This is a genomic window from Undibacterium sp. MH2W, assembly GCF_049340215.1.
Lineage (GTDB): Bacteria > Pseudomonadota > Gammaproteobacteria > Burkholderiales > Burkholderiaceae_D > Undibacterium.
This window is the reverse complement of the sequence record NZ_JBMPPA010000004.1, coordinates 193117-205774: the sequence shown is the minus strand read 5'-3', so window position 1 is coordinate 205774 and position 12658 is coordinate 193117. Positions and strand designations below refer to the sequence as shown.

The window sequence follows — 12658 nt, the reverse complement described above, 5'->3', positions numbered from 1 at the left end:
AAATAAGAATTGTGGTCGATAACGTCCTTGTATCTTTCATTTGCGCTGTCGCTCATCGGCATCCTCTCGGAGGTGTTGTTTTGACTTTGTTGTCTTGATGTAGTTGCTCGCAGTCGGGTTTGCGGTAAGTCATTCATCACGAGACCATAACTGCGGGGTCTTTGTACCTTCAATCTCTATATTGTCTTTTTCCGAGAGGATATGCTTATGCGATTGCGCCTCTGCAGTTGGACGTCCGTATTATTGATGTTGGCACTTCATCTTGTGCCAGCTAGTCTCATGGCGCAGTCGTTGATTCCGGCGCGCGATCCTGGGCGAAGTATTTTGATGACCGGTTTTGCCGTGAATCATCCCACCCAAGTCACTGATATTGATGATATTGCGCTTGGTTTTCCAAGAGAGTTAGCACGGCGACTTGAACAAGACCAACAGTTCTACGTGCGCATGACACCCGAGCTCCTGTCTTACGACTGGGAATTGACACCGCCGACAACGAAGATGCTTGCCCAAGTCGCCGCAGCATATGACGCTCGCTATGTGATTTCGGGAGACATTCGAAATGCAGGTATTCAGAGCGTTCCAACGATGTTTGGCTTGTGGGAAAAAAAATCCCGCGAAATTGGTGTGGAAATCTCGGTTTATGATGCCAAAGCAGGGGTGCTAATTGAAAAATTCAAATTTAATCAAGTAGCGAGTGGAGAGGTAACGATCGGCAAAGACCGTACCTTTGATGGCGAGTCGTTCCGTGCGGTGCCATTTGGAAAAGCCATTGACGCCGTCATTGAGCAGGCAGGTGAGGTGATCCGAACTCGCCTGATCACCCGCCCTTGATGCTACTTGATGCTACTTGATGCTGCTTGGAGCTACTTGATACACGTTGGATCTATGAACGACGATCACGGATTCCTGCGCGTTCGATTTCTTGCAATCGTAATACACGACGTTGGATTTTACCGGTCGTCGTCATTGGTAGTGCATCAATGAACTCAATCTCTTTCGGATACTCGTACGGCGCTAATTTTCCTTTGACGTGTTCTTGAAGCTCTTTAATGAGTTTTTCTTGTGGCGCATAACCGGCACTCAACACAATGTAAGCCTTGACCAGATTGCCACGTTCTTTATCGGGACGCGGAACGACAGCGACATTGGCAACAGCGGGGTGCTGAATGAGACAATGTTCAATTTCAGAGGGGCCGATTCGGTAACCGGCTGCTTTAAACATATCATCAGCCCGTCCTTGATACCATAAATAGCCGTCATCATCGGCGATCGCCAAATCACCTGTTTTACACCACTCTTTGCAGTATTTTTCGCGCGTCGCGGTATCATTTTTCCAGTAGCCTAGAAAAAAGATCGGGTCGGGATGTCCATGAACGTCGTTGCGGTTAATCGCCACTTCACCGAGGACACCTGGTGCCACCACATCGCCCGATTCATTGATGATTGCGACGCGATGTCCAGGATAAGGACGCCCCATGCTACCGGGTCTCGCGGGCCAGCGGTGACTATTGCCGACGATATAGTTCACTTCCGTTTGTCCAAACATCTCATTTGGTATGACGCGGAGTCCTTCTTTACACCAGTGAAATACAGTCTCTCCAACGGATTCACCTGCACTCATGATGGCACGTAACTTGAGTTTGTAGTGTTTGCGCGGAGAAGGGTATGCCTTCATCATCATTTTTAAAGCCGTTGGAAAGAGAAACGTATTCGTGATTTTGTATTTTTGAAGCAAATAAAATGCTTTTTCTGCGCTGAAACGACCTTGATAAGCAACAATGGGTTTGCCGAAATACAATGTTGGCAAGAGGGCATCCATCAGGCCGCCAGTCCAAGCCCAGTCGGCGGGCGACCAAAAGACGTCTTTTTCTTGTGGGAACCAATTTTGAGACGCGACAAACCCAGGTAAATTACCCAGAATCGCTGAATGTGGAATCAACGCGCCTTTGGGATCTCCTGTCGTGCCACTGGTGTAGATGAGAATAGCGGGGTCCGTGGCTCTGGTTTGTTCAGGGGTAAATTTTTTTGACATCTCGCCGACGTAGGTTTCCCACTCTAAGGCAGCGAAATTTTTCGGTACTTGTTGGCAATCAACACCAATGACCGTCTTAAGCTTCGTACACTTGTCTGCGATGTGCATGTACGCTTCAACGCCACTTTGATCGAGGATGAGCGTAGAGGCGTCGCTGTGCTGCAACCGGTAGGCCAATGCATCAGGGCCAAATAAAAAGGAGAGGGGCATGACGATGGCCCCCATCTGTAGACACGCCATGACGGTCACTGCCATCTCTGGGCGTTGAGGCATGATGCAAGCAACGACATCACCGCGTTCTACACCTTGCTGTCGCAGTAGGTTGGACAGTTGATTAGCTTGTTGATACAGTTGCCGATAGCTGAGTTTTTGGCAGTTTCCTGCTTCGTCTTCGTGAAGGATCGCCAGTCGATGTTGTTCGTCGGACCACCGACGGCAACAGACCTCAGCGATATTGAATCGTTCTGGGACTTCCCAGTGAAATTCGTTGAATAGGGTGTGGTATTCATCATCCGCCCCTTGATTGACACTTATTTCCTGCACGTTCATTCGGTCTCCGTTATAATAATCGAACGGTCGTTCTATTGTGTGTTGGCGTTGTCGAGTGCATGGTTTGCCGTGAATGACATGCTACTGCATATTGACGTGTTCTCGTCAGCGTGCCACTACTTTGTGAAAAAAATTCATCTGTTATGACATCCTCTCCTACATCACCCGTCGTGCAATCCCGCTCCGAGTTTGTTGCTATTCGTGGTTTGCAATATCACGTTCGTCATTGGGGAAAAGAAGGCGCGCCGCTGATTGTGATGCTGCATGGGTGGATGGATGTATCGGCATCGTTTCAATTTGTCGTTGATCATTTACAGCAGGACTGGCATGTCATCGCCCCAGATCTGCGAGGGTTTGGATTAACAGAGACTCCCGGTACGGATACCTACTGGTTTCCTGACTATCTTGGCGACCTTGATGCCTTACTGGATCACTATGCGCCAGATGGCGCGATCAATCTGCTGGGGCACAGCATGGGAGCCAATGTGGTGGGGTTGTACGCAGGTACGCGCCCAGAGCGCGTTCGACGTTTGGTCAATTTAGAGGGATTTGGTTTGCCCACGACGTTCCCCGAGCAAGCGCCTGGTCGCTACCGCAAGTGGTTGGATGAATTGCGGCAAAAGCCCGTATTGCGTACTTATGCTTCTCAGGCAGAGGTGGCCGCGCGTCTTCAAAAAACAAATCCACGTCTATCCCACGAGCGGGCTGCATTTTTATCCGGGTTCTGGGCAAAAGAAAATGCGCAAGGGCGCTGGGAGATTCTCGGTGATCCTGCACACAAGCAAACAAGTCCTTTACTCTTCCACGTTGAAGAGGTAATGGCGTGCTGGCAGCAAATCACTGCGCCGGTACTGTGGATGCAAGCCGACGATACCAATGTGTGGCATTGGATGGGGGCCAAAGAAGAAGCACAAAAAGAGATCGATCGACGCCTTTCCCATATTCCCCATTTGCAGAAGGAAATGATTATGGACGCAGGACATATGCTGCACCACGATCAGCCTGCATTGCTAGCCAAGTTGATCGAAGATTTTTTGCTAAAATAGTACCCCTTCGTCTTCGTCTGGGCAATGGCGTTTGACGTTGCGACAGGTGATTTGTTAGCGTTAAAAAATAGAGAATGACTCATGTACCTGCTGGCGATGTAACGCGCTACCAAGGTGTTTTCGGTGAATAAAAGGATCAACGTTGTCAGCAGAGCAGAGTATTCAATTCCCTCATGTCAATGGCACTGCGCCATCATCATTTTCATCGTCGGTATCGACAGCGCAACCATATCAGCGTTGTCTGGTAATGGCTGGTGGCGGCTTTCGGTTTGGCTATTACCTTGGGATCTACGCTGCATGCCAGGAGCGCGGCAAAAAACCAGATGTTATTTTGGCGAGTTGTGGGGCGGCGATTGCTGGAACAATCATTCACCATCTACCAGACAATGCGACGCGCTTGGCGTGGTTGACGTCGCCTGAGATGCATCATTTTTGGCGTGGCTTGCAAGCGAATCCTCAAAAAAGTTTGTTGAAAGCAATCGGTGGCGTCGCGCGTCGAGCGTTGTTGGCCAATGATGTGAAGCGTATCCCTGATTTATTCAATGACTATTTATTTGACATCCCTGCTGTACTGCCTCTGCCAGAGAGAATGGAGGATACTGACGCACCTGATTTGGCGATTGTTGCAGGGCGCTTATTGTTTTCTCCTTCCGAGGTAGGGCAATTAAGAGCCGGGAGAAAACTCTACGAGGAAACGATTTTCTCTGGCCAGCGTGTTGCTGGTTTGCTCAACGGGATGAAGTCCCCCATCGGGTCTCGCCATTATGGGCACAGCGCAGTCTCTGAGGCGCTGGCTGTTGATACGCAGACCCCTGTTGCGGATGCCGTGAGAGCCTCGATTGCAGATATGTTTTACTTCCAATGTCACCCCATCGGGTCTCACTATTACATGGGTGGGGTATTGGATTTATTCCCGATTGAAATCGCGCGCAAATTAGGGCGTGAAGTCATCATGGAACGTAAAGGTGGATATAACCGGTTTATTGACGTGCCTGCAATACGTCTTGTCCTGGGAATTGATGGTAATCGTCGGCTGCAGCACGTATTGACACAATCAGCCGACTATTGGATCGATACGGCGGATATGGAGACCGCGCTCGTCAAACATCAGATCAGTAAGCAATTATTCTGGTTGCGGAACCGTTTATCCCTCAAAGTACCAGAGCGTCACGAAGACTTTGTTGAGATGATTCATTTGCAATGGCGCTACGGTTATCAGAAAGCGATCGCCGCCTTTGATGCGGGAAAAATGCGCTAATCGTTGCCTCGAGGGAATGTACCTTGGATGGTGCGACACCGGATGAGATTGCGGTATGTTTGATGCTTCTGCGTTACACTTATGTAATTGCAGCGCAGCATTCCGATATTTCTATTCCAGTGATCTTACGATGAACGATAAAACTTCCTACGGCTTTACTACCACCATCCTCCATAGCGACCGTCAAAAAGACATTGAACACGGCTCTGTTCATAAGCCCATCCATAATTCGGTGTTATTTGGCTATAAAGACGCCCGTGATTTGGCGCAGGTGTTTCAAGGGAAGCAATCGGGCTATCGATATGGTCGTCAGGGTAACCCAACTGTTTCTGCGCTCGAAGACAAAATCACCAAAATGGAGGGCGGTGCATCGAGCATCACCTTCGCCACAGGCATGGCAGCGATCGGCGCGGTATTCCAAGCATTATTGCGGCAGGGGGACCATGTTGTTTCTTCTAAGTTCTTATTTGGTAATACCAATAGCTTATGGCAAACAGCAAAAATGCAGGGAATCGATCTGAGTCTGGTCGATGCAACCGATGTGGCACATGTTGCTGCGGCGCTCAAGCCTGAAACACGCGTTGTTTTTGTTGAAACAATCGCCAACCCACGCACACAAATTGCAGATTTGAAGCGCATCGGTGAATTGTGCCGCGAGCGTGGGATTTTGTTTGTCGTTGATAACACCATGACTTCGCCTTATTTGTTCCGCCCAAAGGCAGTGCAGGCTGGCTTGGTCGTGAACTCCTTGACCAAATCCATTGCTGGTCACGGAAATGTCCTGGGTGGGGCGTTGACGGACACGGGATTATTTGACTGGAGTCGTTTTCCGAACATTGCTGATAATTTCCGCAAACAACCGGCTGCGCAACAAGGCATGGCGCAAATTCGTGCGAAGGGGCTGCGTGATTTTGGCGCGACGCTGTCGCCTGATGCGGCGCATCAGATTGCTGTTGGCGCAGAGACGATTGCATTGCGAATGGAACGCGAATGCGCCAATGCGCTGGCGCTGGCAACGATGTTGGAGGCCGATCCACGCGTCGCGGCCGTCTACTACCCTGGGTTGCCGTCTCATCCGCAACACGCCATCGCGACGGAATTATTCCGTGCTTATGGCGCGCTTTTAAGCATTGAGTTAGCGCCAGAAATTGATTGCTTTGATTATTTAAACCGTCTTCAACTTGCGATTAATGCGACGCATCTCGGGGATACGCGGACCTTAGTTATTCCAGTGGCCCACACGATTTTCTTTGAAATGGGACCGGTACAGCGTGCGGAAATGGGCATTGCTGACTCATTGATCCGGATTTCTGTTGGTATCGAAGATACGCAAGATTTGTTGTCCGACTTTTCTCAAGCACTCAATGGATAACGCTATTGTCGCATGCTACTGAGTAACAGAGTAAATGAGTAGTGGCGTGATTGCATGACAAGGTTGTGATGATAATTGATTGACTGACTGATTTAGCCAAAAACACGGCTGAACCGAAAGGTAAAGATGTTTCGACTATCCCTGCGCATGATGATGCGTGACTGGCGGGCGGGTGAGCTGCGGTTTTTGCTGGTTGCATTGATGATTGCGGTTGCTTCCTTGTCCTCCGTTGGTTTTTTTGCTGATCGTCTTCGTAGCGGACTTCAGCGCGACGCGCACCAGTTACTTGGGGCCGATCTACTGGTCAGTGCGGATCAGCCGATTAATGCCGATTGGCGTTCGGACGCGCAACAACGCGGTCTGGCGATTGCTGAGACGGTCGTGTTTTCCAGTATGGGTATTGCTGGTCAGGGCGATCATGCGATCGCGAAGCTCGTCTCTTTGAAAGCCGTGAGTCCGCATTATCCCTTGCGCGGCAAATTAAAGTTACATTCAATCGGATCGAATGCACCAGATGCTGCCACGCAAGAAGTGGAAACAAATGAGATCCCAGCGAGTGGTACTGTCTGGATTGATCCTGCGTTACAGGTTGCCCTTCAAATCAAGCCAGGTGACAGCATTCGTCTAGGCGACATGTCGTTCGTTTTTACGCGAACAATTGCTGATGAGCCTGATCGTGGTGCTGGTTTTATGAACTTTGCGCCACGTGTCATGATTGCCGCAAGTGATTTACCTGCCACGCATTTGATACAAAATGGTTCTCGCGTCACCTACCGCTTACTAATGGCAGGTCCGACAAAATCGATTGCCACATTCCAGACGCAGCTACAGGAACAAATCGAAAAGAATCAACTGAAAGGCGTCAGGCTAGAGTCGTTGGAGTCGGGACGACCTGAAATGCGGGCAACGCTCGATCGGTCTGAGCAGTTTTTATCCTTGGTCAGTTTATTGTCGGCGATGCTCGCCGCTGTTGCGATCGCCATGGCAGCAAGGCGCTTTATGCTAAGGCACTTGGATGCGTGTGCGATGTTGCGTTGTCTTGGTTTGACACAGAACCAAGTCACGATCATGTATTTACTTGAGTTTCTCATGTTGGGTCTATTGGGAAGCATGGCAGGCGTTGCGCTCGGGTTTGGCGCGCACTATGTGCTACTCGAGTGGCTGGGTAGCTTACTCGCAAAAGATCTTCCTGCGGCGAGTTGGCTCCCCGCGGTGCACGGCGTGGCGACCGGATTGTTGCTCTTGATTGGATTTGCGTTACCACCTGTTCTGCAATTGAGAAACGTCCCGCATAACCGTGTGATTCGGCGTGAGCAAGATGCACCACAGGCGATGACGATAGCGACTTATGTCTTGGGTCTTGTGATGTTTGTCGGATTGTTATTGTGGCAGACCGGCGACGTTCGACTTGGATTGATTACGGCCGGAGGATTTTTAGCGGGGATGGCGATTTTCGCCCTCTTGGCATGGGCTGTCGTTCTCTTGTTAAAACGCGTTCGTCATGCGTTCCGGTTTGCAGCATGGCGTTTCGCGGTGACGGCATTGCAGCGTCGTCCAGGTGCGACTGTGATCCAAATTGTGTCGCTCGCATTGGGATTGATGGCATTGCTCTTATTGACGGTGGTACGGGGGGATTTGGTCACGGCTTGGAAACAGTCGACACCAGCTGATGCGCCCAATCAATTTGTGATTAATATTCAACCAGATCAGATTGACGACATCGCAAAACGGCTTGCTGCGTTTGACCATCCGCGAATGTACCCGATGATCCGTGGCAGACTTGTTGCCGTCAATGCCAACAACGTCACTGCTGACAGTTATCAGGACGACCAAGCAAAGCGTATGGTCGACCGTGAATTTAACCTGTCTGCGATGGATGATCTTCCCACACTCAATACGATCACAGCTGGAACATGGTTCGATGATAAGCATGCCGCAGAGCCAGAGGCCTCGGTTGAGGTCGGTATCGCCAAAACCCTGCAATTGAAGTTGGGAGATAAGCTGACCTTCGATGTTGCTGGTCAACAGGTGGTTGCAAAAGTGACGAGCTTACGTAAGTTAGATTGGGGTTCCATGCGCGTTAACTTTTTCGTGGTGCTCAATCCCCGGGCGATTCTTGATTTGCCAGCGACGTGGATCACAGCTTTTCGTTTGCCACCGAGAGATCAACAATTCGTGAACCAACTGACATTAGATTTCCCTAATCTGACGGTTGTTGATGTAGGTGCGATCATTAAACAGCTTCAAAACGTTTTGGACCAAGTGATCACGGCGGTTGAATTTCTTTTTCTGTTTACGCTGGCATCGGGTGTCTTAGTGCTGTACGCCGCATTGGCCGGATCGCAAGATGTTCGCCAAAAAGAAGCAGCGCTCTTGCGTGCGTTGGGTGCAACCCGCAAGCAGTTGTCGTATTCGCAGTGGATCGAGTTTTTGTTGATCGGTAGCGTCGCCGGTATGCTTGCCGCCGCGGGTGCTACTGCAATTGGATGGTCGCTTGCCCATTTTAGTTTTCATTTTGAATGGTCGTTCTCGCCGCTTGTGTGGGTAGTGGGTATGTCTGCAGGCGCGGTATGTGCCTTGTTCGGTGGATGGGTAGGGCTGCGACATGTGTTGAACCAACCGCCGTTATTGAGCTTGCGTAACAGTTAATGGCGTCACAGTGAATAACGTGGCGGTGTGATGTGCTCTTGTTAGATTAAACCTGTGTAAGGATTTTTATGTCACTTCAATCAGAACAAAAACTCAGTTTGTACGTTGATCATCAACTGTGCAGCCCTTATGCGATGTTTGCATTCATTGCGTTGCAAGAAAAAAATTTACCATTTGAACTGAAGATGGTCGATCTGATCTCAAAGCAGAATCATCAGCAGGATTTCTCAGAAAAATCTTTTACTTTGCGTGTCCCAACGTTGACACATAACGACTTTAGTTTGTCTGAGTCTTCAGCGATCATTGAGTATCTCGATGATACCTTTGTTGATACAGCGGTGTATCCAGCCGAACGTCAACAACGGGCGAGAGCGCGCCAGATACAAGCGTGGTTGCGCAGCGATTTATTGCCAATCAGGGCAGAGCGGAACACCCAAGTCCTTTTTTATGGACAGCGATTCGCTCCTTTGTCGGATGAGGCAATGCGCGCCGCCCAGCACTTATTCAGCGTGGTAGAGCATTTGCTACCAGTGGGGGAATCCCATCTCTTTGGTCGCTGGAGCATTGTCGATACTGAGCTTGCGCTGATGCTGAACCGCTTGGTGATGCATGGAGACCAGGTTCCACAACGTTTGGCCGATTATGCGCGACTGCAATTTGAACGTGAATCAGTGCAGCGGTGGATGACTCACGATCGTCCCGCATTAGCGTCGTAATCTGTATTTCATTCACCTGACCGATTTGTTCGTCAGTTATTTTTTTGTGAGAAGTAATGAGTCAAGAATCAAACCAGCCACACGCTGTTTCAAGTGATGTGGAAGAAGAAAAATCGAATTTGTATGCACTCATCGGCGGTGCTGAAAGCCTGCGTCACATGGTGGATCGTTTCTATGATCTGATGGAACTTGAGCCTGAGTTCGCAGGGATACGGGCAATGCATCCGACACCGACAGACAGCTCTCGCGATAAACTATTCTGGTTTTTATCTGGGTGGATGGGTGGCCCTGATTTGTATATCAGCCAGTTTGGTCATCCGAGATTGCGTGCGCGCCATTTGCCTTTTGCCATCGCTAGTGCCGAGCGTGATCAGTGGTTGCGTTGCATGGCGTGGGCGATGCAGGATGTGGGTATTGAAGAGGGCTTGCAGCAACATTTAATGCAATCTTTTTACCAGACTGCAGACTGGATGCGAAACACCCCAGGGTAGCAATATCAAGCTGTAACGTAACACACTTATTTATACTCTTTTATTGATTGATTCATGACGACTTTTGAGATGGTTTTGCTGGCTGGTTTGTTGGTGTTATTGGTGCTTAACCTGGTGATCTTGATGCGTATAGCGCGGACGAGCCAGGATCAACAAGGTGCCGATCTACAGGCATTGCAACACTTTCTTCAAACATCACAGCAGCAACAATTGATGAGCGACGAACGCACCGAACGATCGTTGCGCGAACAAGTGCAATCTACTGCGTTGGCGACGCGGCAAGAGCTTGGGGCAAACTTTTCTCGACTACAGCAAGGGTTGGCGAGTCAGTTGACGAGCGTCGCGACCTTGCAAAAAGGTCAAATTGACGGTTTTTCTCAGCAATTATTGAAACTCAGTGAAAGCAATGCGCAACAGCTTGAACAGATGCGTCTCGCATTGATCCAGCAAAGTCAAAACGCCCGCGAGGAGCAGGGAAATAGCCTCAAGCTTTTCGCTGATACGTTAAATCAGACCTTGGTCAGCATGACTGAGTCAAACGCACAGCGAATGGGTGAGATTCGTGCCACCTTAGAGCAAAAAATTCAACAGCTCCAAGCAGAAAATGCGAGCAAGCTGGAAGAGATGCGTAAAACCGTCGATGAAAAGTTACATGCAACGCTAGAGCAGCGATTGGGTGAATCGTTCAAGTTGGTCTCTGACCGCTTGGAAAAGGTTCATCAAGGTTTGGGTGAAATGCAGCAGTTAGCGATCGGCGTCGGCGATCTCAAACGGGTGCTCACCAACGTAAAGACTCGTGGTACTTGGGGCGAGGTGCAATTGGAGATGGTGCTGGAGCAAATGCTTACGCCAGACCAGTATGCGAAAAATGTCGAGACGATCCCTGGGACTGGTGAGCGTGTTGAGTTTGCCATTAAGCTACCCGGCAAGGAAGAAGGCAATACCCCAGTTTGGATGCCTATCGATGCGAAGTTTCCCAAAGAACAATACGAAAGGTTGCTCGACGCGGCGGAGCGGGCTGATGCGGAGGGGGTCGCTAATTATGGTAAAGAGCTAGAGCGGGCGATCAGGAGTGAGGCAAAGACCATCTCAGAGAAATACGTGTCTCCACCACTGACAACGGATTTTGCGATCCTCTTTTTGCCGACAGAAGGTTTGTACGCAGAGGTGATGCGTCGCCCCGGTCTGGCGGATGAATTGCAACGGACCTGTCGCGTTTCAATTGCAGGGCCGTCCACGTTGTCAGCGCTTCTGAATAGCTTGCAAATGGGCTTCCGAACACTGGTGTTGGAGAAACGGTCTTCCGAAGTATGGCAAGTCTTAGGTGCGGTAAAGACAGAGTTCGGGAAGTTCGGCGATGTTCTCGCAGCGACGAAATTAACGCTTGAACGCGCTGCAAAAAATATCGATCAGGCAGAAGTCAGAACACGCCAGATGACACGTAAGCTCAAAGATGTGGAAGCATTGCCAAGCGAAGCAGCAACGACGTTATTAGGCGGTGCAGGTGTGTCGATAGATCGCGATCAGGATGACCAGTAGCAGGTGGTCCACTCAGTAATTGACGTTCTTCAAAGTAAAACGCCAAGTTGTTAGCTTGGCGTTTTACTTTGTCGTGATTTGAATTTGCAGACCTTGTCGATCCTATTGATGAGGAATTATTGCGTTCTGGTCGCTGTATTAATGATAATTGGCGTTACAGGTACGGTCGGTAGACTATTTTGTACCGATGTCTGAACCTGACTAATCTTATTGAGCACATCAAAGCCGCTCACGATTGTTCCAAACACGGCATAACCTGTTGCGCCCGTCGATGCGTTGGCATTGAAAATAGTGCTGTTGTCGACCAAGTTGAGATAGAACTGGGATGTTGCGGAATTAATCGAACTTGTGCTTGCCATGCCGATCGTGCCATACGTATTGCTCAGACCAGACGTTGTTGTTGACTCAAGCAAAATGGCAGAATAGGTCGGGGTCAGTGCCGTCAAACTCGTGTTATACCCGCCAGCTTGAGCGACATATTGGTCAACACGATGGAATAAGGTGTTGTCGTAAAATTTCGTTTCCACGTAATCAAGGAAGTTATCAACGCTGATTGGCGCTGCACCTGGATTGAGTTCGATCACCAAGTTACCCAGCGTAGTAGCAAGGGTCACTTGTGGGCGTGCTGCCAGCGGTACACTAAAAGCAGCGTAATACACTTGAGCACTATTTCCGTTGGTAATTGTCATGTCGAACGGACCGACGCGGATGATTTTGCAAGTATAGGTTCGCTGCGTGTTTGTGCCGCCAGATACCTCGGTGAGGTTAGTACAACCTGGATTATTGATAGTGATGCCTTGCAGGAGGTTTTGGCCATTGACCGTCATGGTGATGGTTTGACGATAGGCAACGACAGTGGGAGATGTGTTGAGTGTCGGCGTGATACTGACACTGGACACCGTTGCTAATGTGCCAGAAGACGAGCCCGAACCGCCGCAGCCGCTCAGAAATGCGAGGGATGCAAAGGCACCCAATAACCACGTTGAAGCTTTCAATCTAATCTCCA

Annotated in this window: 10 protein-coding genes; 8 read left to right on the top strand and 2 right to left on the bottom strand. The window is 49.7% G+C overall.

Going from position 1 to position 12658, the window contains the following annotated elements; translation table 11 throughout:
* Nucleotides 1-207: 207 nt before the first annotated feature.
* Entirely contained in the window at nt 208-831 is a 624-nt protein-coding gene (locus tag ACO0K2_RS11485; RefSeq protein ID WP_423018849.1) for a flagella assembly protein FlgT middle domain-containing protein, read from the top strand.
* A gap of 52 nt (nt 832-883) precedes the next feature.
* Here ACO0K2_RS11485 and ACO0K2_RS11480 read toward each other — a convergent pair whose 3' ends face one another.
* The gene (locus ACO0K2_RS11480; protein WP_423018847.1) at nt 884-2581 is read right to left on the bottom strand and encodes an acyl-CoA synthetase; all 1698 of its coding nucleotides are present in this window, start codon (nt 2579-2581) and stop codon (nt 884-886) included.
* Between the two features lie 143 nt (nt 2582-2724).
* On the opposite strand from ACO0K2_RS11480, the gene ACO0K2_RS11475 reads away from it, so the two are divergent.
* From ACO0K2_RS11475 to rmuC, 7 genes are all read left to right on the top strand, one after another.
* On the top strand, nt 2725-3627 hold the full coding sequence (locus tag ACO0K2_RS11475) for an alpha/beta fold hydrolase (protein ID WP_423018845.1): 903 nt from the start codon (nt 2725-2727) through the stop codon (nt 3625-3627).
* Between the two features lie 142 nt (nt 3628-3769).
* A complete protein-coding gene (locus ACO0K2_RS11470) occupies nt 3770-4885 on the top strand; it encodes a patatin-like phospholipase family protein (protein ID WP_423018843.1) in 1116 nt (371 codons plus the stop codon).
* Between the two features lie 130 nt (nt 4886-5015).
* Nucleotides 5016-6257 carry a cystathionine gamma-synthase family protein gene (locus tag ACO0K2_RS11465; protein WP_423018841.1) on the top strand — a complete coding sequence of 414 codons (1242 nt, stop codon included), beginning with the start codon at nt 5016-5018 and terminating at the stop codon, nt 6255-6257.
* A gap of 126 nt (nt 6258-6383) precedes the next feature.
* Nucleotides 6384-8906, top strand: a complete 2523-nt coding sequence (locus tag ACO0K2_RS11460) for an ABC transporter permease (protein ID WP_423018839.1) — start codon at nt 6384-6386, stop codon at nt 8904-8906.
* A 68-nt stretch (nt 8907-8974) separates the two neighbouring features.
* Nucleotides 8975-9622 carry a glutathione transferase gene (yfcF, locus tag ACO0K2_RS11455; protein ID WP_423018837.1) on the top strand — a complete coding sequence of 216 codons (648 nt, stop codon included), beginning with the start codon at nt 8975-8977 and terminating at the stop codon, nt 9620-9622.
* Nucleotides 9623-9678: 56 nt separating this feature from the next.
* A complete protein-coding gene (locus tag ACO0K2_RS11450; RefSeq protein ID WP_423018835.1) occupies nt 9679-10113 on the top strand; it encodes a group II truncated hemoglobin in 435 nt (144 codons plus the stop codon).
* Between the two features lie 54 nt (nt 10114-10167).
* The gene (rmuC, locus tag ACO0K2_RS11445; protein ID WP_423018833.1) at nt 10168-11652 is read left to right on the top strand and encodes a DNA recombination protein RmuC; all 1485 of its coding nucleotides are present in this window, start codon (nt 10168-10170) and stop codon (nt 11650-11652) included.
* 116 nt (nt 11653-11768) lie between these two features.
* Here the strand turns inward: rmuC and ACO0K2_RS11440 are convergent, their stop codons facing one another.
* Entirely contained in the window at nt 11769-12647 is an 879-nt protein-coding gene (locus ACO0K2_RS11440) for a peptidylprolyl isomerase (RefSeq protein ID WP_423018831.1), read from the bottom strand.
* Nucleotides 12648-12658: the final 11 nt, after the last annotated feature.

Coding starts and splice junctions, on each gene's coding strand:
- ACO0K2_RS11450 (WP_423018835.1), top strand. CDS start 9,679: ATGAGTCAAGAATCAAACCAGCCACACGCTGTTTCAAGTGATGTGGAA.
- ACO0K2_RS11475 (WP_423018845.1), top strand. CDS start 2,725: ATGACATCCTCTCCTACATCACCCGTCGTGCAATCCCGCTCCGAGTTT.
- yfcF (WP_423018837.1), top strand. CDS start 8,975: ATGTCACTTCAATCAGAACAAAAACTCAGTTTGTACGTTGATCATCAA.
- rmuC (WP_423018833.1), top strand. CDS start 10,168: ATGACGACTTTTGAGATGGTTTTGCTGGCTGGTTTGTTGGTGTTATTG.
- ACO0K2_RS11460 (WP_423018839.1), top strand. CDS start 6,384: ATGTTTCGACTATCCCTGCGCATGATGATGCGTGACTGGCGGGCGGGT.
- ACO0K2_RS11485 (WP_423018849.1), top strand. CDS start 208: ATGCGATTGCGCCTCTGCAGTTGGACGTCCGTATTATTGATGTTGGCA.
- ACO0K2_RS11480 (WP_423018847.1), bottom strand. CDS start 2,581: ATGAACGTGCAGGAAATAAGTGTCAATCAAGGGGCGGATGATGAATAC.
- ACO0K2_RS11465 (WP_423018841.1), top strand. CDS start 5,016: ATGAACGATAAAACTTCCTACGGCTTTACTACCACCATCCTCCATAGC.